Source organism: Bradyrhizobium sp. CCGUVB1N3 (assembly GCF_024199925.1).
In the GTDB taxonomy this organism is placed as follows: domain Bacteria; phylum Pseudomonadota; class Alphaproteobacteria; order Rhizobiales; family Xanthobacteraceae; genus Bradyrhizobium.
This window is the reverse complement of sequence record NZ_JANADR010000001.1, coordinates 1809909-1832968: the sequence shown is the minus strand read 5'-3', so window position 1 is coordinate 1832968 and position 23060 is coordinate 1809909. Positions and strand designations below refer to the sequence as shown.

Genomic DNA, 23060 nt, shown 5'->3' with positions numbered 1-23060 from the left:
AGATCGACGATTTTGGCGCCTTACGGCGTTGCACGGGCATGGCGATTTTGGCAAGGTCCCCGCCCATCGGGGCTGCTCCTTTTGGGGAGGCGCGGTCCCGCTTTAAGGCGCCACTCGGTAGCAACGGGAAAAAATCGGCGCTGGGGGTACATCAAGGATCTGAGGCAAAATTCACATGACAGCATTATGGTTGATAGTGCTCTGCGGAGTGCTCTCTGTCGTCTACGCGATCTGGGCGACGTCTTCGGTGTTGAGCGCGGATGCGGGGTCACCGCGCATGCAGGAAATCGCCGGAGCGGTCCGCGAGGGCGCGCAGGCCTATCTGCGACGTCAGTACACGACGATCGGCATCGTCGGCATCGTCATCTTCGTGCTGCTTGCCTATTTCCTGGGTATCTACGTTGCCGTCGGCTTTGCCATCGGCGCCATCCTGTCGGGGGCGGCGGGCTTCATCGGCATGAACGTCTCGGTCCGCGCCAATGTGCGCACCGCGCAGGCTGCGACGACGTCGCTCGCCGGCGGTCTCGAGCTCGCCTTCAAGGCGGGCGCCATCACCGGCCTTCTGGTGGCCGGCCTCGCGCTTCTCGGTGTGACGCTCTATTTCGGCTTCCTGACCTATTCGCTGAAGCTTGCACCTGACAGCCGCACCGTCGTCGACGCCATGGTGGCGCTCGGCTTCGGCGCCTCGCTGATCTCGATCTTCGCCCGTCTCGGCGGCGGCATCTTCACCAAGGGTGCGGACGTCGGCGGCGACCTCGTCGGCAAGGTCGAGGCCGGCATCCCCGAGGACGATCCGCGCAACCCGGCAACGATCGCCGACAACGTCGGCGACAACGTCGGCGACTGCGCCGGCATGGCCGCCGACCTGTTCGAGACCTACGCGGTGACCGCAGTCGCCACCATGGTTCTGGCGGCGATCTTCTTCGCCAAGACGCCGATTCTCGCCAGCATGATGACGCTGCCGCTCGCGATCGGCGGCATCTGCATCATTACCTCGATCATCGGCACCTTCTTCGTGAAGCTCGGGCCGAGCCAGTCGATCATGGGCGCGCTCTACAAGGGCCTGATCGCTACCGGCGTCCTGTCGCTGATCGGCATTGCCGGCGTGATCTACTACCTGATCGGCTTCGGCAAGCTCGATGGTGTCGAGTTCACCGGCATGGCGCTGTTCGAGTGCGGCGTGGTCGGCCTCGTCGTCACCGCGCTGATCATCTGGATCACCGAGTACTACACCGGCACCGACTATCGTCCGGTGAAGTCGATCGCCCAGGCCTCGGTGACCGGCCACGGCACCAACGTGATCCAGGGCCTCGCGGTCTCGATGGAAGCGACCGCGCTGCCCGCGATCGTCATCATCGCCGGCATCCTCGTCACCTACAGCCTTGCCGGCCTGTTCGGCATCGCGATCGCGACCGCCACCATGCTGGCGCTCGCCGGCATGGTCGTCGCGCTCGACGCCTTCGGCCCGGTGACCGACAACGCCGGCGGCATCGCCGAGATGGCGGGTCTGCCCAAGGAGGTGCGCAAGTCGACCGACGCGCTCGACGCGGTCGGCAACACCACCAAAGCGGTGACCAAGGGCTACGCGATCGGCTCCGCCGGTCTCGGTGCGCTGGTGCTGTTCGCGGCCTACAACCAGGACCTCAAGTTCTTCGTTGCGGATTCCGCGCACCACACCTACTTCGCCGGCGTCAATCCGGACTTCTCGCTCAACAACCCCTACGTCGTGGTGGGCCTCCTGTTCGGCGGCCTGCTGCCGTACCTGTTCGGCGCGATGGGCATGACCGCGGTCGGCCGTGCGGCCAGCGCGATCGTCGAGGAGGTGCGGCGCCAGTTCCGCGAGAAGCCGGGCATCATGCAGGGCACCGACAAGCCGGACTACGGCAAGGCCGTCGACCTGCTGACCAAGGCGGCGATCAAGGAGATGATCATCCCCTCGCTGCTGCCGGTGCTGTCGCCGATCGTCGTCTACTTCTTGATCTACACGATTGCGGGCGGCGGCGCGGCCGGTAAATCGGCGGCGTTCTCCGCCGTCGGCGCCATGCTGCTCGGCGTGATCGTGACCGGTCTGTTCGTCGCGATCTCGATGACCTCGGGCGGCGGTGCCTGGGACAACGCGAAGAAGTACATCGAGGACGGCCATTTCGGCGGCAAGGGCTCCGACGCCCACAAGTCCGCCGTGACCGGCGACACCGTCGGCGATCCCTACAAGGATACGGCGGGCCCCGCGGTGAACCCGATGATCAAGATCACCAACATCGTGGCCTTGCTGCTGCTGGCGATCCTCGCGCACTAAGCAACGGCGACAGCGCAAAACAAAACCCCGCGGCGCAAGCCGCGGGGTTTTTGTTTTCTCCTGGGTGTCATTCCGGGGCGATGCGACGGGACCGCAAGCGCGGCCCGGAGCATCGAACCCGGAATCTCGAGATTCTCAGGTGCGCAAGTGCGCACCATAGTTCGGTCCTGCGGACCGCCCCGGAATGACGAACAGCGCCTACTGCACATCCATCTGAAGACCTTCCTTCGCGATGATGCCCGCGAACTTCTTGGTCTCGGCATCGACGAAATCGGAAAATTGCTGCGGGGTGCCGTAGTCGGCGCGGGCGCCCATGGAGACGATGTTCTTCCTGATCTCCTCGCGCGCGAGCATCGCCTTCACCTGAAGATTCAGCGCCTCGAGTACGGGTGCGGGCACGTTCTTCGGCAGGAAGACGCCGAACCAGGACGACACGTCGAAATTGGCAAGCTCCGGCGCGCTCTCGCGCATGGTCGGAAGGTTGGGCGCGAGCTCGCTGCGCTCCGGCGTGGTGACGCAGAGCCCGTTGAGCGTGCCGTTCTGCACCTGCGGCAGGCTCGGATAGAGGTTGTCGAACAGGATCTGGATGTCGCCGGCGAGCGCCGCCTGGAGCGCGGGCCCCGCGCCGCGGAACGGGATGTGCGTCATCTTCAGCCCGGTGAGCTGGAGAAACCAGGCGCCGGTGAGGTGAGGGCTCTGGCCGACGCCGGAGGAGGCGTAGCTGAACTTATCCGGATTGGCCTTGAGGAAGGCGATCAGCTCTCCGATCGACTTGATACCGGTCTTCGGATGCGCCGAGACGATGTTCGGGATCCGGATCATGTTGGAGACCGCCTGGAGCTGGTCGGCCTTATAGCTGAGGTTCTTGAAGATGCTGTAGGCGATCGCGTTGGGGCCGGGATTGCCGATCAGGATGGTGTGGCCATCCGCTTTGGCGCGCGCGGCTTCCGCGGTGCCGATGGTGCCGCCGCCGCCCGAGCGGTTCTCCACGACCGCCGATTGGCCCCAGGCGGTTTGCAGATGCGCCGCGAGCAGCCGTCCCATGACGTCGGTCGAGCCGCCGGCGGCAGCCGGCACGATGATGCGGATGTTCTCGGTGGGCTTCCAGTCGGCAAGGCTCGCGCGCGGCAGGATCGCCGCCGTCGACAGGGCTGCCGCGCCGGTCAGCACGCGCCGGCGGGAAAACGATCTCCTGGTCACGAACCCACTCCCTGCGTCTTGTTTTGCAGGGAGCGTAGGGAACGTGGGCTGCAACCGCAAGCAGCGTGGAGCGGCACGACGCCGCAGCCTGATCTCAGTTGAAGCTGAGCAGCTTGAACAGCGGTGTGAGGTAGTTGAGCTCCTGACCCGAGGTCGGCGTGGAGCGGCTGATGGAGTCGAAGATCTTGCCGTCCTGCAGGCCGTAATTCGCAAGCCGGCGCACGCGCCGGTTCTTGTCGAAGTAGATTGCGATCACGCGCTGGTCGACGACACTCTGGTTCATGAAGGCGACCGGGCGTTGCGAGCGCTGCGAGATGTAATAGAACACCTCACCGTCCAGCGTCGCGACGGTGGAGGGCGTGCCCATCACGATCAGCACCTGATCCTGGCTCGCGCCGAGTGGAATCTGCTCGAGTGCACCCGGCGGCAGGATGTAGCCCTTCTGGAACTGCTCGCCCGTGCAGGCGGCAAGCGCGATGCTGACGAACGCCGCGGCGGCGACGGCGCGCCAGCGCGCATAATGGCCGCGCGCCTTGGTTCCGCGGTGGCTGGTCTGGCTCGAATTGGTCATTCTCGGAACTATCCCGTCCCCTTGCGTCGCGCGAGGCGCTGAAGTACCGGGCAGACGCGGCGAGCGCAACCCGCGCACGCACGCTTGTGGAACCCACAATGCTTTGGCCGTTCAAACACTTCAGGAAACCCCCGCTAGCCCCGCGCGGCACCATTGAGACCATCTATGGCATGATCGTGACGCAGGCGCGAGAACCCATGTTTTACCGGGACTTGGCCGTCCCGGACACGGTTAATGGCCGATTCGACCTGGTTCTCCTGCATTTGTGGCTCCTGCTGCGCCGGCTGCGGGCGGCTTCCGACGACACCGAACTGTCGCAGGCGCTGTTCGACCGCTTCTGCGAGGACATGGACGACAATTTGCGGGAGATGGGTATCGGGGATCAGGCCGTTCCCAAGCGGATGCGGGCCTTTGGCGAGGCCTTTTATGGCCGGGCCCGGGCCTACGACCAAGCCATGGACGAAGGCGGCGAGGCGCTGGCATCGGCGATCTGCAAGAATATTTTGAATGGGACCGACAGCGCGCAGGCGCGGCGGCTTGCGGCCTATGCGAGGGCCACGGAAGCCGAGCTCGCCCGGACCGACCAGGGCGCGCTGCTGCGCGGTTCATTTGCGTTTCCACCGCCGCCAGGGGAGCATGTGGCGCCATGACCAGACCCAATGCCGGACCCGAGACCGATCCTTGGCGCGTGCCCCTGATCGTGGCCCAGATTCCGGACACCGGTGTGCATAGGGAGATCGAGGCATCGAGCCGCGAGCGCGAGGCCATCGCCGGGGTCGCGGGCGTTCGCGAGGTCCTCTCCGCCCAAGCCTCTTTCGACGTGTCCCCGAAGAGCGGCGGGCGGGTGCATGTTACCGGCAACGTCCGGGCGCGGATCGGCCAGACCTGCGTGGTGACGCTCGACCCGATCGAGAGCGAGATCGACGAGGAGATCGACCTGATGTTCGCACCCGAGGCCGAGGCGCGGCGGCTCGCCGACCTCATCGAGGAGGGGCAGGACAGCGACGACGCCGAGGCCGCCCCCGAACCGCCGGAGGCGATCATTGGCGGCGTCATCGACCTCGGCCGGCTGGCGACGGACGCCCTGTTCTTGGGCATCGACCCCTATCCGCGTAAGCCGGGGGCGGTGTTCGAGGCGCAGGTGACGGCCCCCGATCCCGAGGATCACCCCTTTGCGGCGTTGAAGGCGCTCCAGGACGAACCCAAAGACAAGCCCAAGCGCAAATGAGGGCAAATAACGGTGCGCCGCGGGTGGGCTCGCTTTGCGATGTGCATGAATGGTTTGCCTCGTCAGGTTGAAACATTGCTTCATCGGTTTGATTTCATGATATTTTTCTCGCTGGGGCGGGCGCGATCCGGGATCGCCCGGGATGCAAAAGGCTGGGGTCAAGAGGTTGTTTCGACGCGGGGAAACGTTATTGTCGCGGCCCGGTTCGGGTGCGGCGTGGCGCCTGGCCGATCGCTGTTGATGATGGCGAACCCATTCCGCGGCCCCGCTAGTTCTTAGACCGCACGAGACCAGGTTTCCGGGAGTTCATGCCAAGCAAGGTTCGAATCGCGCTTGACGCCATGGGAGGCGATGTCGGCGCGCCCGTCGTCATTCCCGGCGCGGCCATCTCGCTTGCCCGGCATCCCGATACTGAATTCCTGCTGGTCGGCGACCGCGCCAAGATCGAGCCGGAGCTCCAGAGGCATCCCTCGCTAAAGGCCGCCTCGAAGGTGATTCACACCGACGTCGCCGTCGGCATGGAGGACAAGCCGAGCCAGGCGCTGCGGCGCGGCCGCAAGACCTCCTCGATGTGGCTCGCCATTGACGCGGTCAAGAAAGGCGAGGCGGATGTTGCGGTCTCCGCCGGTAACACCGGCGCACTGATGGCGATGTCGCGCTTCCACCTGCGTACGCTGCCGGGCATCGATCGCCCGGCTATTGCCGGGTTATGGCCGACCAAGCGCGGCGATTCCGTCGTGCTCGACCTCGGCGCCACCATCGGCGGCGATGCGCACCATCTGGTGTCGCTCGCAGTCATGGGCGCGGCGATGGCGAGTGTGCTGTTCGACAAGCCGCGCCCCTCGGTCGGCCTGCTCAATATCGGAACCGAGGAGATCAAGGGACACGAGGAGATCCGCGAGGCCGGCGAAAAGCTGCGCGCGATGAACCTGCCGGAGCTCGACTATCTCGGCTTCGTCGAGGGTGACGGCATCGGCAAGGGACTGGCCGACGTCATCGTCACCGAAGGTTTCAGCGGCAATATCGCACTCAAGGCGGCCGAGGGAACCGCGCGGCAGATGGCGGAATTGCTCCGTAACGAGATGCAGCGGAGCTGGTTGTCCAAGCTGGGCTACCTCTTCGCGCGCGGTGCTTTCCAGGCCCTGCGCGACAAGATGGACCCGAACAAGTCCAATGGCGGTGTGTTCCTCGGATTGAGGGGCCTCGTGGTCAAGAGCCACGGCGGAATCAGCGCCGAAGGCTTTGCCTATGCGATCGATGTTGGCTATGAGATGGTCCACTACGATCTCCTGAACAAGATCAATCAGATGCTCAACCGCGACGGTGGCGCGCTGACTTCAGTGCCGACCGCGCAGGAGGCTGTTTCGTGACTCAAATTCGATCGGTCGTGCTCGGCTGCGGCAGCTATTTGCCGGAGCGTGTCGTGACCAATGCCGAGTTGGCGGCCCGCATCGACACATCGGACGAGTGGATCGTGCAACGCACGGGCATTCGCGAGCGTCACATCGCGGCCGACGACGAGTTCACCTCGCACCTTGCGATCAAGGCGGCGCGCGCCGCGCTCGCTCATGCCCGGCTCGATCCGCAGGCGATCGATCTGATCGTGCTCGCGACCTCGACGCCCGACAACACGTTTCCGGCGACCGCAGTCGCCGTCCAGCACGGGCTCGGGATCAACCATGGCGTGGCGTTCGACCTCCAGGCGGTCTGCTCCGGCTTCGTGTTCGCGCTCGCCACTGCCGACAATTTCCTGCGCACCGGCGCCTACAAGCGCGCGCTGGTGATCGGCGCGGAAACCTTCTCGCGTATCCTCGACTGGAACGACCGCGGCACGTGCGTGCTGTTCGGCGACGGCGCCGGCGCCATCGTGCTGGAAGCGCAGACGCAACCGGGCAAGATCTCCGACAGCGGCGTGCTGACCACGCATCTCCGTTCGGACGGTCGCCACAAGGCCAAGCTGTTCGTCGATGGGGGGCCCGGCTCGACCAGGACGGTTGGCCACTTGCGCATGGAAGGCAAGGAGGTGTTCAAGCACGCGGTCGGCATGATCACCGACGTGATCGTCGATGCCTTCAACGCAACCGGCATGACCGCCGAGGACATCCACTGGTTCATCCCGCACCAGGCCAACAAGCGAATCATCGATGCGTCCGCCCACAAGCTGCATATTGCGCCGCAGAAGGTGGTGCTGACCGTCGACAAGCACGGCAACACCTCGGCGGCCTCTATACCGCTGGCGCTGTCGGTCGCGGTGAAGGACGGTCGGGTCAAGAAGGGCGACCTGCTGCTTCTGGAAGCGATGGGCGGCGGTTTCACCTGGGGTTCCGCGCTCGTCCGCTGGTAGCAGAGCGCGATCGATAAAATTTTGCCGAGATTGCAGCGTATTTTGCCGACTCAAGCGGGGATGAGCGGGTTGACCGTCGTCTCGTAACCTCATAATTTTAGACGACAATTGTTCGCCGTGATGTGGGGCAGGGCGATGACCGAGACTAGTAAAACCGTAACGCGTGTCGATCTCTGCGAGGCCGTCTACCAAAAGGTCGGCCTGTCGCGGACGGAATCGTCTGCCTTCGTGGAACTCGTATTGAAGGAGATCACCGATTGCCTCGAGCGGGGCGAGACGGTGAAACTGTCCTCGTTCGGCTCCTTTATGGTGCGTAAGAAGGGTCAGCGTATCGGCCGCAATCCGAAGACCGGTACCGAAGTGCCGATTTCGCCGCGCCGGGTGATGGTGTTCAAGCCGTCCGCCATCCTGAAGCAGCGGATCAATTCGCAACACAAGGCCAATGGCGACGGCAGCAAGACTCAGGCCGAGGCGTAATCGCCTCCCATAAGGAGAGCCGCATTTGGACAAGGCGCCGGATGCGTTCCGCACCATCAGCGAAGTAGCGCAGGACCTCGACATCCCGCAGCACGTCCTGCGGTTCTGGGAGACCCGCTTCTCCCAGATCAAGCCGATGAAGCGCAGCGGCGGCCGCCGCTACTACCGCCCCGACGACGTCGACCTGCTCAAGGGCATCCGCCGGCTGCTCTACGGCGAGGGCTATACTATCCGCGGCGTGCAGCGGATCCTGAAGGAGCACGGCATCAAGTCGGTCCAGGGGCTCGCCGATTCGTCGGCTGCGGTCTCGTTCGGCGCGATCGAGGATGCGATCGGGCAGAGCCTGATGGAGACCGAGGACGAACCCGAAATCCGCGGCGTCGCCGATACCGACGATGACGACTACCAGGGCGAGGAGGAGGAGGGCATCGATTTCCGCTTCGCCGAGATCGACGACGAGGAAATCCTCACCACCTTCCGCAAGGGCCCGGCCGACCGCGCCGGCCCGAACCCGGCCGACCGGGAGCGGCTGGAGCGGGTGCTTCAGGACCTCGTTGCCTGCCGCGAACTGATCGATGAGGCGCTCAAGGCCGGCTGAGCCGGCGCATTCTGCGATTTCAGGGGAATGTTCCCGGTCGTGCGGGCGGTTCAGGCGGCTTGCGCAAAGCGGCGATCCTAGCTATGGGAACGGCATTCGGAGCGTGGCGCAGCCCGGTTAGCGCACTAGTCTGGGAGACTAGGGGTCGGAGGTTCAAATCCTCTCGCTCCGACCAAAATTCAGCAATCATTGCAAAGTCGTTTTCGGGCGGTCAGTTGCCAACGGACCGCCCGTTGGCGACCGTCCGGCCAAAACGTCGAAAACAACCCCATGCAAAGTAGCCGCTGACAGGCGGCGCTAGGCTCTGCGGATTCTACGAAATCCTTGAGACCTCGGGGCAAATCGGTGGGATGGCGCCATTGCCAGCGCGGAGCCCCTGCAAGACCTAGAAGCGGAGGATGAGCCGCGAAGGTGGCGGTACCGCTCTCTTGAAGGGCGCTACCCCATGGTCGCTGCGCAGTCCGGTCGGACGCCTTGGATTACAGTGACAGTGTACGTATTTGTCCTTTCGCCGCCCGCCCACGTACAAGGCCGGATGAGAATTAGGTGCACTGGACTGCACCCCTGAAGTGAGACACGATAATTTCAGTGACAGCGGGGTTGTCACGATGCGTTATCGCGCTTTGTTTTGGGCGAACGCGGTTTCGAATTCAAGAGGCGACTGATATCCGAGCGCCGAATGGAGGCGCTCTTTGTTGTAGACCTCTGCGATAAAGCTGTTGATGTGGCGGCGCGCGTCGCCCAGGTCAGTAAAGGCCCGGCCGTTGACCTGCTCGGCCTTGAGCGTCTTCATGAAGCTTTCGGCCTTGGCGTTGTCGAAGGGATTGCCCGGCCTGCTCATGCTGATGGTGATGTCGCGATCGGCCAGTCGCTGGCGATAGGCGATGGACGCATATTGCACTCCGCGGTCGGAGTGATGGATCAGGCTGCCGGGTGCCGGCTTCCTGGTGGCGATGGCTTTCTCCAGTGCAGCGATGGCGAGTGAGGCATCGAGCGTGTCTTCAAAAGCCCATCCGACAGCCTTGCGCGAGAAGGCATCCAGAATGACGGCGAGATAGGCGAAGGTCTTGGCGAGATGGACATAGGTGATGTCGGCGACCCAGATCTGATCGGGTGCGGATGGCACCAGGCCGCGGACCAGATTGGGGACGACGAGAACGCCCGATGGCCGTTCCGCAGGCGGCTTCAGGAACGGCGTCTTGCGCTGCGCGAGCAGATTATCCTGGCGCATAAGCCGCTGAACTTTCTTGGCATTCACCGCCATACCTTGGCGCCGGAGGGCAGCTGTCACCCGCCGATAGCCGTAGAAGACGTGCTTGAGGCAGATGCGCTGGATCACATCGCGCAGCTCGCAATCTGCTGTCTCGCTGCTGCGTTTGGCGAGATGGCGGTAATACGTCGCGCGCGGCAGGCCCGCGAGGCGGCATAGTCGCTGCACGTCGGCGTTTGCGTCTGTTACCTGCGAAGTCATCGCTTGGATGACTTCGACGATGCGGATGCGGGTTTGCCTTGCGCTGCCGGCCGCTCCAAGGCGCGCAAGGCTTGTCGAAAAAAATCGAGATCCATCTGCTGGCGCCCCACCAGCCCTTCGAGCTCGGCGATGCGCGCTTTGGCGAGCGCGAGGGCGGAGCGCTTGTCGTTGTACGTCGCTAGCGGCTTCAGCTTGCGGGGGCCAGGCTTGGGTCCGCGCTTGCGGTTCAACCCGTCTGGCCCATCGGCCTTCCACGCCTTGATCCAGTCGTGGAGAATCTTGCGAGAAATCCCGAGTTCACGGGCTACCGGCAGAACGCCGTCGCCTCTCTCAACCCGCTTGATCGCCTTTATTTTGTAGGCCGTCGGAAACTGACGGTTCTTTCCTTGTACTGCCACAGGTCATCCTTGAAATGCCTGTCACTGAAATTATCGTGTCTCGCTTCAGGGGTGCAGTCCAGCACTGTCACCGTAATTCCAATGCGGAAGCTGAAGCTGCATCGCCTTTTCTAACATCCTAAGGCCTCTGCAATGTCAGTCCGAGTCATCAGGCTTCGGCGATCTCAACAGTCTCGCTGAGCTTGGTTTCAGCGTCGTAGATTTTAACTTGGAGCCGAGGAGATTGCCTCTTCAGCTGTGTGCCTGCTTCCAGAGCGCTGACTTTTGTCTCGAAGCTCGCCTTGATGTGTCCGTCAATCACTAAGGCATAACCGGTCCGGAGGGGCTCAACCGATGCCTTGGTGGCGCGGGCAGACGCTGGGCCTGCTGCCATCCTGCGCCTCTCGCGCATGGGAAAACTCCGCTTGTCGGGGATTAAGCTCATCAACTGCCCACGGCCCCCAAAGTTCCCTATGACGGCGGCCCCCGCAGGTCGTCGAGCGAATTCGCATAGGGGTGCATAGGCGCGCCGAGACGCCCCACGAGGGGATGAAATCGTTAGCTGGGACCGATGGCGCTTGCGAGCCCGACGGCGATGGGGATGAGGGCCGCGCAAGCCCACAAAACGGGTGCGCTGGAGCTTAGGCCGACAATGAGGATCCAGAGGCCGAAGCCCACCATGAAAGCCGAGATCGCATAGGCGACTGCTGTGTTCATCGGTCGATCCTCAGCAACATAGGATCGATATGCCTTTAGGACTCGCCGCGGGCCAAATGGTTCCCGCGCGCGCCGAAGCGCCCCGCCACTATCGACGGTGCATGCACGCCTGCACGTACTCCTTAAGGGCGGGATCCCCCTTGCCCCCACTGAGACCGCCGCGGATGCTCGGGCAACCGCAGGGCGAGCGCAAGCGCTATTTCGCTTTTGCCCTCAAGCCGTACGCCAGCCGCTGACCGTGGCCTAATCGGTTGCGCTGGCGGCGCGCACTAGTTCTGCAAGCAGTAACCTAGCAATCATTTCGGGCGGCGACCCTCCGACCTGAGTGGCCTTAGATCCGACCTGTGACTGAACGTGCACCATTGAACTTTGAACGAAAAATGTTCCGTGGTGTTCAAAACCGTCGATGGTGACGGTGACGGCCCTTACTGCGGATGGCCTGCTCACAGTGGTGTGCCCTCGTTCGACCGCGAAACGGGTCATTGAAAATTCGGCAAATCAGGCGCCGATCGCACACGAAGCGCAACCGGCAACGGCTGGCGGCGCATGCCCGCCGGTTGAGGCAGTAACTTATCCACAAGCTCGGCGGCGCTGGCGTCTTGTTTCGGCGCCGCCGGGGTCCAGGATCAAAGTCATGCCACCGAGGGAGGAAGGCATGCGCAATAGGAAAGCGGCGGAAGCAGATGCCGACGTTGAGGCGCGGATAGCTCAAATCGAGCAGATGACGTTGGAGCAGATCGCAGTGTTTCAGAGCAGGATACTGACCGACATCACCAAGGGAAGAATCGCGCCAAGAGAAGCCAGCGCCATAGATCGCGCTCTTAGAAAACGGTTAAAAGCGATTGAGCGGGAATTGCACCACACCTAGCCAGGCCAGGTAGTGCGGTGACAGGAAGGCGGCGCGGGGTTCCCGCGCGTCTCGTTAGGACTAGGGCGGCTCTTCACCGGTCTCTATCTTGTCGACTATTGTGATGCCCGCCCAATGCAAGCCGGTCAGCAATACAGCTCTCACAGACGCAGAATCGAATCCAAGATCCTTGAGGTTGGGTGGATGGATCTCGGGCTGTGTGCCCTTCAACCGGACGGCTACGTGCAAGTGCTGGCACAGGTGCTCGACAATCCGATTGACTTGATCGTCAGTCATGTTCCCCCTCCTTGCGTTCCGCGGGGCTTCGATCCCGCGCTCAATCCCGAACGTCAGAGTCGAATCTTCTGTCGCGAACAAGATCGATCCCTTGGGGCCAACATGGCGCAAGTCTCGCCCAATGGGTAACCGCCGGCTGCCAATCAGACATCAGCCGCGGTCGCAAAAAGCCGGACATCACCCGAAAGGCGTCGCCCGTCCAATATCCGATTGCAACCTCACTCTTGCCTATGAGCTTGAGACTTGGTGGCTGGCCGGCTGCCGACACGATCAACAGCAGGCGCTCCTTCGCTGGTGGGATTTGAAGCGGATAAGCGTTCCATTCGATTGTCTGCAACGTTCGCTGGGTCATGGCCGGATCTGCTACGCAAGGCCCGCCGACTGATTGTAGAGGCCCGCCGACTGAGTCGGTGACATCGGGGCCCGCCGGTTCACGCTGGCGGGCCTATCCTTTCGGGAATGCTAGAAACAGTTTGACCATGAACCAGAAGGTGGGCGCCCAGATCAGGGCGAGTATCAGGCCCATGAATATCTGGCGGAACCGACTTGCACGTTCATTTGTGTTTCTGCCGATCATGATCAGATCATCGACCTGTTCTGAGACGGCTTGTGTTTTGCTCGGCTGTAGCGCCGGACGTTGATCTGGCTCAAGGAAACGGCGGGCCTTGTAAGGCGGATGTCAGCCTACCATGCGATCTACTGTCGCCGTCGATTCCCCCGCGGGGTTGGCGGCTGCGAGGTCCGGTTCGGATTTGCCTCCAATGCCGGGCCTCGCTTCCAGAGCAAAGGGCGCAGGGTTTCGGTCCCGCGCTTTTGCTTTCAACCCTTCGGTTGGCGCAGATTTTCGATATCAATGTAGCGAACCAACTGCCGCGCCTCGTCGCCCGAGTTGGGCAAATGCCACAAGGCACGCCGCGCGATCTCACGCAGGAGCGCGACTTGGTCCGGTGCCGGATGCGGTCCTGGCATTCGCTCGCTCGCGGCTAAGGCGCCGTCAACGATATGGTGTGCGGCCATGCGAGCCCAGGCTTCGCGGTCGCTTTCTTCAAGGTCACGCATCTACGAGCTTGCCGTACAGCGAGATCGCTTCACGACTGGATTTCATGGCTATTCCTCGCGTTCGATGGCCTGCCCGATCCTGCAAACGAGAACGGGCTCCGGCGCGCGAGGCTGGAACACACCAGAGCCGTCCCTCCCTGTGCGCTCCGCCGAGCGCAAATCCATCGTACCGTCAAAGAGCGGCAAAGCGATGCGCGCACTCGGAGTAGCCCAGAAGCTCCGTCGGTACTGACGCGAGACTCGCTGGCGGCCCTATCTCACGAGCCTGTACCTCCTCGCCGGCTTTTGATGCGCGTCAGAAGGTGACATCGCGATTGACATCCTTGTAGAGGAGATAGGCGGCTTTGCTCCATCCTGTCGGGTAGAAGAGCTGCGGGCAATACGGGCCCATCCAGATGAAGTCGCTGGTCCAAGTCTCGTGCCAGTCGGCACCGAGAAGATACATGCCCTGGCCTTCCAGCATGTAGAGGCCATGCTCCATGATGTGTGTCTCGACATCTGGAAAATGTGCGCCCGGCTGGAAGCTCAGGATGTTCATCTCCATGTCAAACCGTAAGTCGTTGAAGCCGAGCAGGTGCTCCCAGGTACGACCTTCCGTGCCATTGTGGTTGATACATTCCACGTTTTTCCTGTGCGACACGATCGGATCTGGCTGCGGCAGGTCTATTGCCTCGTAAGGCTTCCAGAGACCGATGACCTGCGCCTGGTTCGCTCCGGCATTCCGAAGCGAGAACCGTGTGTGCGGCGGCATATAGGCATAGCCCTCCGGGCCAAGTTCGATCTGTGCCGCGTCATTCACGGAGAGCAGTACCGTGCCGCCGATGACGTAGAAGAAGCGCTGGAGGCGATCGCTGATCGGCGCGCGCGTGCCGCCACCGCCCTCGATCTCGAGCATCGCCTGTGCGAATTTTGCTCCGAGTGCCGGCGCTGCCTGAAAACGGACGATCGTCTTTTCATATGCGGGCAGATAGCTGTCCATGATGCCTTCAGGCGGCATGAAGGCATAGTTGCGGCGCACGACGCTGCGCGTATGGCCGAAGGCGCCGGGCGGCAAGCGGCCAGACGGAATGGTCATCGAATTCGGGTGCATGGGACAGCCTCACAATCAGCGGAAGTGCGGCCGCGACAATGATCTCGACCTGATCACCATCCGGCATGATCAGATTAAGCGGATGAACGGACCGGCCGCAATCCTCCGGCATCCACGATGCTCAGATACTGTCGAATATAGGCCTGTGACGATGATTGGTGCCGATCACTTCGAATTGCGGCCGGACGAGAATTGGGTGTCACCGCAATTTATTGCCGTGTCGTCGGGCATGGAGGCGGAGAGAGTTGAGTGCACTGTCACCGCCGAAATTGGCGCGGGACATAGTCCCAAGCGTTTTGCTTGACGCGCATTCAACTCTCCGGGGCTGAAACTGTGGCTGGCGTACTCAGGGGAGCTCCTCCAACTGAAACGGGCCCTAGAGACTTCGACTGCCGAGCCAACCGTTTGCGCATCGCCAGTCGATCACGAGCGCGCCCTCTTGGGATGGAAGAGGTTATTTCCGACATCATGGCACTTTGCAGCGAGTCGACCTTCGCGATAAGCGTAGAAAGCTGCGCCGACATCTTCTTCACATCGACCCGTTCGTCCGTGATGCTCTGTCGCAGAGAGCCGAGGATAGCTGAATCCTGCTGCTGCAGAGCCGCATTTTGCTGCAATGAGTGATTGTTCTCCTGCAGCGAGGCGGCATGTTGCTGCTGGGCCGACTGAATATCCTTCAAAGCAGCGACAACCGGATCCGGTTTTGGCGCGGAAGCTTCCCAGCGCGGAAGCAGTTCAGCCAAGCTGCTGACATGCGGCGACGGAAGGTCAAACGGCAGTGTATAGATGGCCGCCGAGCCATTGATGGCCAAGGCACACACGGACAGTGCCAGGACCGATTTCCGGCTGGACCGCTTGATCAGTACCGGAGCTTCTGGGGCTGCGACCGCACGTGCGAGCGCTGCGGGGTCGAATTGCCCGGTGAGGCCTTGCGTTTCGGATGTCGTGGTCACGTGCATTGACCCCAAATGAGCAAGCAACAGGAAGCCGTCGGCGGAACGTCCTCACGACGCCTCCTCTGCGCGGCCCCATCTACAACTTTCCAAAATTGTGGGCTTTTCGGATTAATTCCGCGTTAGCGACGTGGCCGCCTGGCATGCCCGGCAACCCCGGCCGACTACGGGGCTGTGGGATTGAATTGCCCGAGCGGCGTGTCCCGGTTCTCGCTGAAGCAAGGTGTTGTGCTCCCCCGAGGATTGGGGCAGCCTGCTTCGAAGCGCGACAAAAGTTGCAGACAACTCACGCCAAGAGTGTAGGATTCGGCAAAACGGGAGGAGCAGCATGTTTGAAATCAGCGGTTTCGACACGGCAGGCATCGTCAGTCTCAAGCGGCTGTCACTCACCGCCGCCCTCAAGAAAGCCAAAGAGCTTGTCGAGGATGGGTGCTGGGACGTTCAGATCGTTGATCCAGATGGTCGAGTATACACCTCGCTTGAGGAACAGGCCGCTTAGCCACCCGCCTGCATCAACTCCCCCGCGTCATACCGTTGCCAATCAACTCCATTGGGCGCACGCTGTCCCGGCGCGTTAGACGCACCGCAGGGAGAGACACATGAAGGGACCTGGCCTGGACGGTCGCCATCGGGACAAGGATGGCGCGATCAGCAAGAAGCACGGCAACACGCTGGTCGGTACGTTGCGCAAGATCTACGGCAAGGGTTTCGCGGCCGGTTATCCGGATGCGACCCAGCTCAGCGAGGTCCTGCTTCAGTTGAACGAGACGTCGCTGAGCCAGTTGCGTCGCGACCACGACACCGGGCATTTGGGACACAAGATCGACCAAGCCTCGAAGTGACGGACTTCGCGCCGCCAAATTCAACTCGTCGAAATAACTCCGCCGACACGGTAAGCGCATTCGAAGAAGCGTCTGGCGCAACCAAGTCGCTTTCATCGACGAGGTTCTGATCAGCGCGGAAACATGCTCGGTTCGATGCGCTCGACTATTCGCAGCACGCTGTTGCAGGCTGGACATTCATACGATCGAATTTCATACCGCCCGCCGGCGGGTTCGCTTCGGATGAGTGTGCGTGGCTGGTCGCACGCCGTGCAACGCGGCCCTTCGAAGTATCGATTGCGGTTCATTGCAGAACCCAAATCGCAGCGTCGGAAATGGAAAGGGCCGCCCGAAATATACCGGGCGGCCACCGAGTCCGATATCAAGCGGCTGATGTCAGTCTCGGCGCAAGTACCGTAATCTCGACGCGAGCCTACAAACGGTTCGGTATCCGACGTTCCCTGTCGGAACACAGGGCGCGTTGCAGCTTAGCCACACCATCTCATCGCAGTCGTTTTCGGGCGGACAGTTGCCAACGGATGCCCGTCGGCATTTGCCTGCCCAGGTTGGCCCGTTGCGTCATGAATGACGAATCGGGCGTGGCGGGCTTTCCGCCATAGAATCTCATGGCGCGCGCAAGCCCCTCCCGCACCATTGGAGCGAGAGTCAGGTTGGCTTCGATCGGTCTTCTGCTTTTGCCGGTCGCATGATGCAGCTCGCAACCGAACCAGAACGCACGTGTGATTCAATTCGCCGGATAGCAAGTTCAATTTCGAAAAAATCTACAACAATCAAATGCTTGCCTCCGCTTAGGAAGCTAGCGTCGGAGGCTCAAATCCTCGCTCCGACCAATTTCAGACGTTTGGCAAGAGGTCGGCAGAAGCCGGTCCCCCTTGGGGCGTTTCCTCCCCTTTCGGGGTTGGGCCTTAGGCGTGGCCCTTGATCTCGTAGTGACCTAGCACACACTTGTAGCGTTCGATGCGCCAGTTGACGTGATAGATCGGGTGTTCGCCCATCCATTTTGCGAGTTCGGCCTGCGCGCCGACCGCACACTGCATGAGCGAGATTTCGGGTGTCATGTTGCTGTCGGTCACGATTTCCTCGACGCAACCGCCTGAGGCTGTTGCGCCAAGCCGGCAGAGCACGGCCACGACGGTAATAAACATGTGCATTTCACCTCTTTGGTTGTTACTCGCCATGAGGAGATGCAAGTGGAGTGCCACGCCGTGTGTCGACCGCGACACGATGGCTTGAAGACTCACTTCAGCTTTCGCCCCATTTGACGATTCGGATTGTAAAAAAATTCCCCTCAATCCGAAGCCGGACAAATACGGGGAACCGGCCGCTATGAACCATCATATAGGCTACGTCGCCGCTCGCCCGCTTCATCGCTGCGGTTGCAGCCGGTAGGTTTGAACGCGGTGAAGGCCGGCAATCGTGGTCGTGCGCTCGAGCTGCAGAGGAAGCTGCTCGCGCTGTGGAATGCGATCACCGCCGACAATCTTCCGGCCTGCACGCGCCATGCGCAGATGCTTCAGGGCCTGCCGAAGACTTCGGCCGCAGACTTGGCCGCGCGCGCCGATGTCCAGGCGGCGGAATAATTCGTCCGCCGAAATAATTCGCCGTCGTCGTGGCGCAGCGCCGGCCTGCTTTACCGCAGGCGCGGCGCTGCTACACTTTGCGACGGCCCCGTGCATTGCCCGTGAAGGCCAACAAGACCAACAACCAGACCAATAGCGAGGGGGCCGAACCCATGAAGGACTTTTCCGGAAAGATCGCCGTCATCACCGGCGGGGGAACGGGGATGGGGCGTGAACTGGCGCGCCAGCTCGTGGCCGAAGGCTGCAACGTCGCGATGTGCGACGTTTCGGAAGCCGCGATGGCCGAGACCAAGCGGCTGTGCGAGGTCGAGAAGCTGCCGCAGGGCCTGCGCGTCACCACCCACGTCGCCGACGTCGCGATCGAAGATCATCTCAAGCGGTTTCGCGACGAGCTCGCCGAGCAGCAGAAGACGGACAGGATCCACCTGCTGTTCAACAATGCCGGCATCGGCGGCGGTGGCAGCCTGTTCACCAACACGCGCGAGCAATGGGAGCGCACCTTCAACATCTGCTGGGGCGGCGTCTATCTCGGCGTGCGCACTTTCCTGCCGATGCTGGTTGCGGCCGACGAGGCGCACATCGTCAACACCGCGAGCGTCAACGGCTTCTGGGCCTCGATCGGCATGGGGCAGGCGCACACCGCCTACAGCTCGGCAAAATTCGCGGTGAAAGGCTTTACCGAGGCGTTGATCAACGATCTCCGCCTGCATGCGCCGCACGTCAAATGCTCGGTGGTGATGCCCGGTCACATCGGCACCTCGATCGTCTCCAACTCGCGCAGGGTGCAGAGCGGCGACGGCTCAGAGCGTCTCAATCCCGATGAGGTCGTGCTGACCCGCAAGCGCATGGTCGCGGCCGGAGTGCCGGACGCGGAGAAGATGTCGGACGAGGACATCCAGGCCGTCTTCGCCGAGCGCGCCCGCAGCTTTCGCGAGGATGCCCCGACCACGGCCGCGCAGGCCGCCAAGATCATCCTCGACGGCGTCAAGGCCGAGAGATGGCGCATCCTGGTCGGCGAGGACGCCGTGCGCCTCGATCAGCGCGTGCGCGCGACGCCGGAAGAGGCCTATGAGCGCGACTTCTACGAGAACTTTGCGCAGGAGGTCGGCTGGCGGTTGGGGTGAGGCGAGGGGCATCTCCATCGATGAGGTCTGTCGTTGTGATCGCAATAGCGTCGGTGCTTGTCCCGTCATCCTGAGGTGCTCGCGTAGCGAGCCTCGAAGGATGAGCGGCCGGGATGCAGCCCGGCCGTCGCCCTTCGAGGCCTCCGCCACGCTCCGGCACCTCAGGGTGACGGTCATAAGGGAGCGCGCGCTTTTTCCATCTCGTCTCCGGGAGCATTGCGACTCGCTTGCCAGCCAAAGACCGTCGCCGCGGCAAGTTGACGCGGAAAATTCTGCTGCGGCCGTCGCGTACGCGAAGCACGGGATGTCACCCACGCGATATCACGCGCTCACTCAAGCGAACTTGATCGCCAGGCGCGCGATTGCGGTGCCGCTTCGGCCGCCGGCCTCTTGGTAGCTGGACTAAAATAAGTTATTCGGTCAATTGTTGAAGATGGCAAATGAAGCTTCGTCTCGCATGATCCCCGCTTGCCTTCCCGACGATTGGGCTTTCTGGCCAGAGCGGGAAGACCTGTCCGCCGAATTCATGCGATTGCTCGCGGCCGCCCAGGAGGGCGGGGCGACGATCGCCGAATGCCTCCTGATTGCGCGACGGATCAGGCGCGGCGACGAACTCTCCTGGCACCGCGAATGGCTGGCGCTTGCACAGGCCAATCGCGAGCGCGGCGACGCGGCGTTCGCCGGCGGCCATCTCGCCACCGCCCAGCGCAACTGGCTTCGCGCCGTCAGCTACTACAATGCCGCGGCCGTTCCGCTCGAGCCTGTGGACCCGCGGCGCATTGATGCAGTCCTGGCGATGCAGGGTTGCGCGCGCAGCTTCCTCAAGGTGAGCAGTCCCGCAGGCGAGGTCGTCACGATGCCCTGGCCGAACGGTCATTCGCTCCAGGGCTACTTCCTGCCGGCGCAGCCGACGGGCCGGCCGGCGGCGACGGTGGTCTGCATCGGCGAGCCCGGGCATCGCAAGGAGGAATTCCTGATCAAGCTCGCGCCGTTCGCGCGCGAGCGGGGCCTGTCGATGCTGGCGATCGATCTCCTCGGCGAGCGCGGCGACGATGACCTCGACAGGATCCTGCGTCGGCGCGATCTCGAGACGTCGATCACCGCGATCATGGACTATCTGTCATCGCGCGCCGACGTCGACTTTGGCCGCGTCGCGATCCTCGCGGATGGCTGGGGCTCCTCATTCGTGGCCCGCGCGATCGTGCACGAGCCGCGGCTCGCTGCGGCGGTGTGTGACGGCGGGCTGTGGGATCTGCACGAGCGCGCCTTCCTCGCCAACCGCGTCATGCCGAACAATGCGAGTCTCGTTCTCGGACCGGAGGCCACCCTGATCGCCCGCGACATCGATTGTCCGGTGCTGATCACGCTCGGTGACGACGGCTGGCTGAAGCCGGACCGCGCGCGGCAGATGGTGCAGCAGGTGCGCGCCACGCGGTCGGACGTGACGCTTCGGGTGTTCACCGCCGAGGAGACCGCCGCGGCGCAGTCGCATGCCGACAACCCGAGTCTTGCGAACGAGTACATCTTCGACTGGCTGGCGTCGCGGCTTGGTGCGCTGCCGGCTTAGTTTTTCAGAAATCCAGCGAGACCTTCACGCAGGCTTTCTCGAGGCGATTCTTGAGGGTGGCGAGCTTCTCGGTGAACGCGGTCAACTCGTCCTGGTCGAACCCCTCGAATACGTAGTCCCGGATCGCTTTGTACTGCTCGGTTCGGCTTGCGAGATGTTTCTGCATCTTGTCGGTGAGCGACAGCCGGACCACCCGCGCGTCGGTCAGGGAGGGCTTGCGGCGCAGCAGGCCCTTCTTCTCCAGGAGCTTCGACTGGGTGGTGACGAAGGACGGATCGACGTGGAGCAGCTTGGAGACCACGTTGACGGGAACGCCGTCGTCCTTGTCGAGGTCGGAGATCGCCATCAGGATCATCCATTGCGGACCCGAGATGCCCAGCGTGCGGGCCCAGAACTGGCGCAGCTCCTCGAGATGGTTGTTGATCGAGGTGATCTCCCACGTGAAGCACTTGATGATGTCCAGATGTCCGACGGCGCGATGACGCGCCCCGTCCTTCCTCGTCGCGGACACGGCTTCCCTCCCTGGTTTGATTCTTGTCACCGGCGCCATGGCCCGCCCATTGTCGACGCAAGTCTGCCCTGACGCAAGGGCGGAGCAAGGTAATTATCTCACGCATATTACACAGATGACCTGGTCAGCCTTTACGGCTGCGGTCGGTGTTGCGCCCGGGCCACAGCATCGGTGCAATAAGATAACTGATCTAATAAACTATTTTGATTAGTGAAGTAGAGCATGCATATTCGTCGCCGACGGTTCAAGAGGATTCTTCGGCCGTCCCGTTGCAGGTGGTTCGCTCAGGTTGCCCGCGCCAAGGCGCGCGCGTCCGAAGGCGGGAAGCGGCCGAGCGGTTTTCAAAAGGCGGGGATCTGGGGGCTGATGGCCCGCCTCGCCATGAATGAGCAACTTGGAGGTTAAAGATGAAATTGGTGAAGAGCTTTTTGCTCGGTTCAGCGGCGGGTCTGATCGCCGTTGGCGGAGCGCAGGCAGCCGATCTCCCCGTGAAGGCCAAGGCGGTCGAATACGTGAAGATCTGCTCCCTGTACGGAGCCGGATTCTACTACATGCCGGGCACCGACACCTGCATCAAGTTCGGTGGCTACGTTCGTGCCGACACGTCGGTTGGCGCGGGCGACTATAATTTCCAGCAAGGCGCGAACCAGGGTGCGAATAACCGTCTGACCAACTACTGGTTCAGCCGCGCTCGTATGGACTTTACCGTCGATACCCGCACGGCGACCGAGTATGGCGTGGTGCGTACCTACGCGGACATGGTCTTTACCTGGACGAGCAACACCTTGACCGGCAGCAACGGGTCGGCGCAAGGGTCCTCTGATGGTTCCGCCCAGCTCGGCCTCTTCCATGCGTTCGTCCAGTTCGCGGGCTTCACCTTCGGCAAGACGGTCTCGATCTTCGACGCTCCGTGGACGGGCTATCCGGCTGGCGGTCCCGATACGCTTCCGGGCGGTTCCAACTTCACCAACGGCGTGAACCAGGTCGCTTACACGGCTGATTTCGGTCAGGGCATCACCGGTTCGGTGGCCTTGCAGGATCTGACGACGGCCGCAAACGGCCAGTCGAATCTCTGGAATGTGTCGTCGGGTACCGCCGCTCAGTTCGTGACGGGTGTCTACGGTGCCAACGATTGGGGTGGCACGCGTTCTCCCGACATCGTCGGTAATGTTCGCGTCGACCAGGCCTGGGGTCTGGCCCAGATTTCGGTTGCCGCGCATGACATCCATTCCGCCTATTACGGCACCACGGAAGTCAGCGGTCACCCTGCCGACAAGTGGGGCTGGGCGGTTTCGGGTGTCTTGTCGATCAAGAACATCCCGACCGGACCTGGCGACGTCATCAACCTGCAGGCCGTCTACACGGATGGTGCAAGCCGCTACAACTTCCAGAGCCTGTTTCCGCAGAGCTTCTTCATGTTCAGCGGCACCGGCCTGGCTGGCGCCTACCAGAGCGTCGGAATCGCCGGCGTTGCTGACGGCGTCTTCGGCACCGGCACCGGCATCGACACCGTCAAGACCTGGGGCTTCCGTGGTGGCTACACCCACAACTGGACCCCGAACTGGGCGAGCGCCGTCTACGGTGGCTATGGTCAGCTGAGGTACGGCGATACGGGCAAGGCGCTGATCTGCACGAACTTCGCAACGATCGCCGTGGCCGGTTCGACCTGTAACCCGGACTTCAACTTCGCGGTCATCGGTGTCAACACCGTGTGGACTCCGGTCAAGAACCTGGCGTTCACTGCTGACGTGAACTGGTCGCATCTGGACCAGAAGTATACCGGCGCCATCAACAGCCCGGGCATTGCTGCCTCTGCCAAGCCGGCAGCCGTGTATGAGCTGAAGGACCAGAACTCGGTCTCCATGCTCCTCCGCGCTCAGCGCAACTTCTAAGATCGATCTCTCGACCGAT

At 62.5% G+C, this 23060-nt stretch carries 28 protein-coding genes and 1 tRNA gene; 16 read left to right on the top strand and 13 right to left on the bottom strand.

Annotated elements, in window-relative coordinates; translation table 11 throughout:
* Positions 1 to 175: 175 nt before the first annotated feature.
* Positions 176 to 2296: a sodium-translocating pyrophosphatase gene (locus NLM33_RS08670; RefSeq protein WP_254095665.1), complete on the top strand. Its 2121-nt coding sequence runs from the start codon at positions 176 to 178 to the stop codon at positions 2294 to 2296.
* A 198-nt stretch (positions 2297 to 2494) separates the two neighbouring features.
* Here NLM33_RS08670 and NLM33_RS08665 read toward each other — a convergent pair whose 3' ends face one another.
* Together NLM33_RS08665 and NLM33_RS08660 are read right to left on the bottom strand one after the other, a co-directional pair.
* A complete protein-coding gene (locus NLM33_RS08665) occupies positions 2495 to 3496 on the bottom strand; it encodes a tripartite tricarboxylate transporter substrate binding protein (protein WP_254095664.1) in 1002 nt (333 codons plus the stop codon).
* Between the two features lie 94 nt (positions 3497 to 3590).
* Positions 3591 to 4067 carry an outer membrane protein assembly factor BamE gene (locus NLM33_RS08660; protein ID WP_254095663.1) on the bottom strand — a complete coding sequence of 159 codons (477 nt, stop codon included), beginning with the start codon at positions 4065 to 4067 and terminating at the stop codon, positions 3591 to 3593.
* A 98-nt stretch (positions 4068 to 4165) separates the two neighbouring features.
* On the opposite strand from NLM33_RS08660, the gene NLM33_RS08655 reads away from it, so the two are divergent.
* The 7 genes from NLM33_RS08655 to NLM33_RS08625 all read left to right on the top strand — a co-directional run bounded on the left by NLM33_RS08655 (position 4166) and on the right by NLM33_RS08625 (position 8889).
* A complete protein-coding gene (locus NLM33_RS08655) occupies positions 4166 to 4717 on the top strand; it encodes a ubiquinol-cytochrome C chaperone family protein (protein WP_254095662.1) in 552 nt (183 codons plus the stop codon).
* Positions 4714 to 5295 carry a DUF177 domain-containing protein gene (locus NLM33_RS08650; RefSeq protein WP_254095661.1) on the top strand — a complete coding sequence of 194 codons (582 nt, stop codon included), beginning with the start codon at positions 4714 to 4716 and terminating at the stop codon, positions 5293 to 5295. The genes NLM33_RS08655 and NLM33_RS08650 overlap by 4 nt, the downstream gene beginning before the upstream one ends.
* Before the next feature lie 308 nt (positions 5296 to 5603).
* Entirely contained in the window at positions 5604 to 6665 is a 1062-nt protein-coding gene (gene plsX / locus NLM33_RS08645) for a phosphate acyltransferase PlsX (protein WP_254095660.1), read from the top strand.
* Positions 6662 to 7639 carry a beta-ketoacyl-ACP synthase III gene (locus NLM33_RS08640; protein ID WP_254095659.1) on the top strand — a complete coding sequence of 326 codons (978 nt, stop codon included), beginning with the start codon at positions 6662 to 6664 and terminating at the stop codon, positions 7637 to 7639. Before plsX ends, NLM33_RS08640 begins: the two co-directional genes overlap by 4 nt.
* 135 nt (positions 7640 to 7774) lie before the next feature.
* Positions 7775 to 8116 carry an integration host factor subunit alpha gene (locus NLM33_RS08635; RefSeq protein WP_254095658.1) on the top strand — a complete coding sequence of 114 codons (342 nt, stop codon included), beginning with the start codon at positions 7775 to 7777 and terminating at the stop codon, positions 8114 to 8116.
* Between the two features lie 25 nt (positions 8117 to 8141).
* Positions 8142 to 8714, top strand: a complete 573-nt coding sequence (locus NLM33_RS08630) for a MerR family transcriptional regulator (RefSeq protein WP_254095657.1) — start codon at positions 8142 to 8144, stop codon at positions 8712 to 8714.
* Positions 8715 to 8811: 97 nt separating this feature from the next.
* A tRNA-Pro gene (locus NLM33_RS08625) sits at positions 8812 to 8889 on the top strand.
* Positions 8890 to 9327: 438 nt separating this feature from the next.
* Here NLM33_RS08625 and NLM33_RS08620 read toward each other — a convergent pair.
* From NLM33_RS08620 to NLM33_RS08605, 4 genes are all read right to left on the bottom strand, one after another.
* Positions 9328 to 10185 (bottom strand): IS3 family transposase, encoded by an 858-nt coding sequence (locus NLM33_RS08620; RefSeq protein ID WP_254094386.1) that lies wholly within the window; start codon positions 10183 to 10185, stop codon positions 9328 to 9330.
* Positions 10182 to 10583 carry a helix-turn-helix domain-containing protein gene (locus tag NLM33_RS08615; RefSeq protein WP_254094384.1) on the bottom strand — a complete coding sequence of 134 codons (402 nt, stop codon included), beginning with the start codon at positions 10581 to 10583 and terminating at the stop codon, positions 10182 to 10184. The genes NLM33_RS08620 and NLM33_RS08615 overlap by 4 nt, the downstream gene beginning before the upstream one ends.
* Positions 10584 to 10731: 148 nt before the next feature.
* The gene (locus NLM33_RS08610) at positions 10732 to 10974 is read right to left on the bottom strand and encodes a hypothetical protein (protein ID WP_254095656.1); all 243 of its coding nucleotides are present in this window, start codon (positions 10972 to 10974) and stop codon (positions 10732 to 10734) included.
* Between the two features lie 146 nt (positions 10975 to 11120).
* Positions 11121 to 11279, bottom strand: coding sequence for a hypothetical protein (locus NLM33_RS08605; protein ID WP_254095655.1), 159 nt, complete (start codon positions 11277 to 11279; stop codon positions 11121 to 11123).
* Between the two features lie 406 nt (positions 11280 to 11685).
* Here NLM33_RS08605 and NLM33_RS08600 point away from each other — a divergent pair, with 406 nt between their 5' ends.
* A complete protein-coding gene (locus NLM33_RS08600) occupies positions 11686 to 12147 on the top strand; it encodes a hypothetical protein (protein WP_254095654.1) in 462 nt (153 codons plus the stop codon).
* A 60-nt stretch (positions 12148 to 12207) separates the two neighbouring features.
* Here the strand turns inward: NLM33_RS08600 and NLM33_RS08595 are convergent, their stop codons facing one another.
* The 4 genes from NLM33_RS08595 to allE form a co-directional block, all read right to left on the bottom strand.
* The gene (locus tag NLM33_RS08595; protein WP_254095653.1) at positions 12208 to 12423 is read right to left on the bottom strand and encodes a hypothetical protein; all 216 of its coding nucleotides are present in this window, start codon (positions 12421 to 12423) and stop codon (positions 12208 to 12210) included.
* A 40-nt stretch (positions 12424 to 12463) separates the two neighbouring features.
* Positions 12464 to 12775, bottom strand: a complete 312-nt coding sequence (locus NLM33_RS08590) for a hypothetical protein (RefSeq protein WP_254095652.1) — start codon at positions 12773 to 12775, stop codon at positions 12464 to 12466.
* Between the two features lie 467 nt (positions 12776 to 13242).
* Positions 13243 to 13482 carry a hypothetical protein gene (locus NLM33_RS08585; protein WP_254095651.1) on the bottom strand — a complete coding sequence of 80 codons (240 nt, stop codon included), beginning with the start codon at positions 13480 to 13482 and terminating at the stop codon, positions 13243 to 13245.
* Positions 13483 to 13777: 295 nt separating this feature from the next.
* The gene (allE, locus tag NLM33_RS08580; protein WP_254095650.1) at positions 13778 to 14557 is read right to left on the bottom strand and encodes a (S)-ureidoglycine aminohydrolase; all 780 of its coding nucleotides are present in this window, start codon (positions 14555 to 14557) and stop codon (positions 13778 to 13780) included.
* Here allE and NLM33_RS08575 point away from each other — a divergent pair.
* Positions 14550 to 14876, top strand: coding sequence for a hypothetical protein (locus tag NLM33_RS08575; protein WP_254095649.1), 327 nt, complete (start codon positions 14550 to 14552; stop codon positions 14874 to 14876). The genes allE and NLM33_RS08575 overlap by 8 nt on opposite strands.
* 7 nt (positions 14877 to 14883) lie before the next feature.
* Here the strand turns inward: NLM33_RS08575 and NLM33_RS08570 are convergent, their stop codons facing one another.
* Positions 14884 to 15531: a hypothetical protein gene (locus tag NLM33_RS08570; protein WP_254095648.1), complete on the bottom strand. Its 648-nt coding sequence runs from the start codon at positions 15529 to 15531 to the stop codon at positions 14884 to 14886.
* A 322-nt stretch (positions 15532 to 15853) separates the two neighbouring features.
* Here NLM33_RS08570 and NLM33_RS08565 point away from each other — a divergent pair, with 322 nt between their 5' ends.
* Together NLM33_RS08565 and NLM33_RS08560 are read left to right on the top strand one after the other, a co-directional pair.
* Positions 15854 to 16024: a hypothetical protein gene (locus NLM33_RS08565; protein WP_254095647.1), complete on the top strand. Its 171-nt coding sequence runs from the start codon at positions 15854 to 15856 to the stop codon at positions 16022 to 16024.
* A 100-nt stretch (positions 16025 to 16124) separates the two neighbouring features.
* Positions 16125 to 16367, top strand: coding sequence for a hypothetical protein (locus NLM33_RS08560; protein WP_254095646.1), 243 nt, complete (start codon positions 16125 to 16127; stop codon positions 16365 to 16367).
* A gap of 905 nt (positions 16368 to 17272) precedes the next feature.
* Here the strand turns inward: NLM33_RS08560 and NLM33_RS08555 are convergent.
* Positions 17273 to 17518 carry a hypothetical protein gene (locus NLM33_RS08555; RefSeq protein WP_254095645.1) on the bottom strand — a complete coding sequence of 82 codons (246 nt, stop codon included), beginning with the start codon at positions 17516 to 17518 and terminating at the stop codon, positions 17273 to 17275.
* Positions 17519 to 17767: 249 nt separating this feature from the next.
* On the opposite strand from NLM33_RS08555, the gene NLM33_RS08550 reads away from it, so the two are divergent.
* The 3 genes from NLM33_RS08550 (at position 17768) to NLM33_RS08540 (ending at position 20638) form a co-directional block, all read left to right on the top strand.
* A complete protein-coding gene (locus NLM33_RS08550) occupies positions 17768 to 17947 on the top strand; it encodes a hypothetical protein (protein WP_254095644.1) in 180 nt (59 codons plus the stop codon).
* A 152-nt stretch (positions 17948 to 18099) separates the two neighbouring features.
* Positions 18100 to 19071 carry an SDR family oxidoreductase gene (locus tag NLM33_RS08545; RefSeq protein ID WP_254105691.1) on the top strand — a complete coding sequence of 324 codons (972 nt, stop codon included), beginning with the start codon at positions 18100 to 18102 and terminating at the stop codon, positions 19069 to 19071.
* 457 nt (positions 19072 to 19528) lie between these two features.
* A complete protein-coding gene (locus NLM33_RS08540) occupies positions 19529 to 20638 on the top strand; it encodes a S9 family peptidase (RefSeq protein ID WP_254095643.1) in 1110 nt (369 codons plus the stop codon).
* Positions 20639 to 20642: 4 nt separating this feature from the next.
* On the opposite strand, the gene NLM33_RS08535 is transcribed toward NLM33_RS08540, so the two are convergent.
* Positions 20643 to 21149: a MarR family winged helix-turn-helix transcriptional regulator gene (locus NLM33_RS08535; RefSeq protein WP_254095642.1), complete on the bottom strand. Its 507-nt coding sequence runs from the start codon at positions 21147 to 21149 to the stop codon at positions 20643 to 20645.
* A gap of 407 nt (positions 21150 to 21556) precedes the next feature.
* On the opposite strand from NLM33_RS08535, the gene NLM33_RS08530 reads away from it, so the two are divergent.
* Positions 21557 to 23041, top strand: coding sequence for a porin (locus tag NLM33_RS08530; protein ID WP_254095641.1), 1485 nt, complete (start codon positions 21557 to 21559; stop codon positions 23039 to 23041).
* The last annotated feature ends 19 nt before the right edge of the window (positions 23042 to 23060 follow it).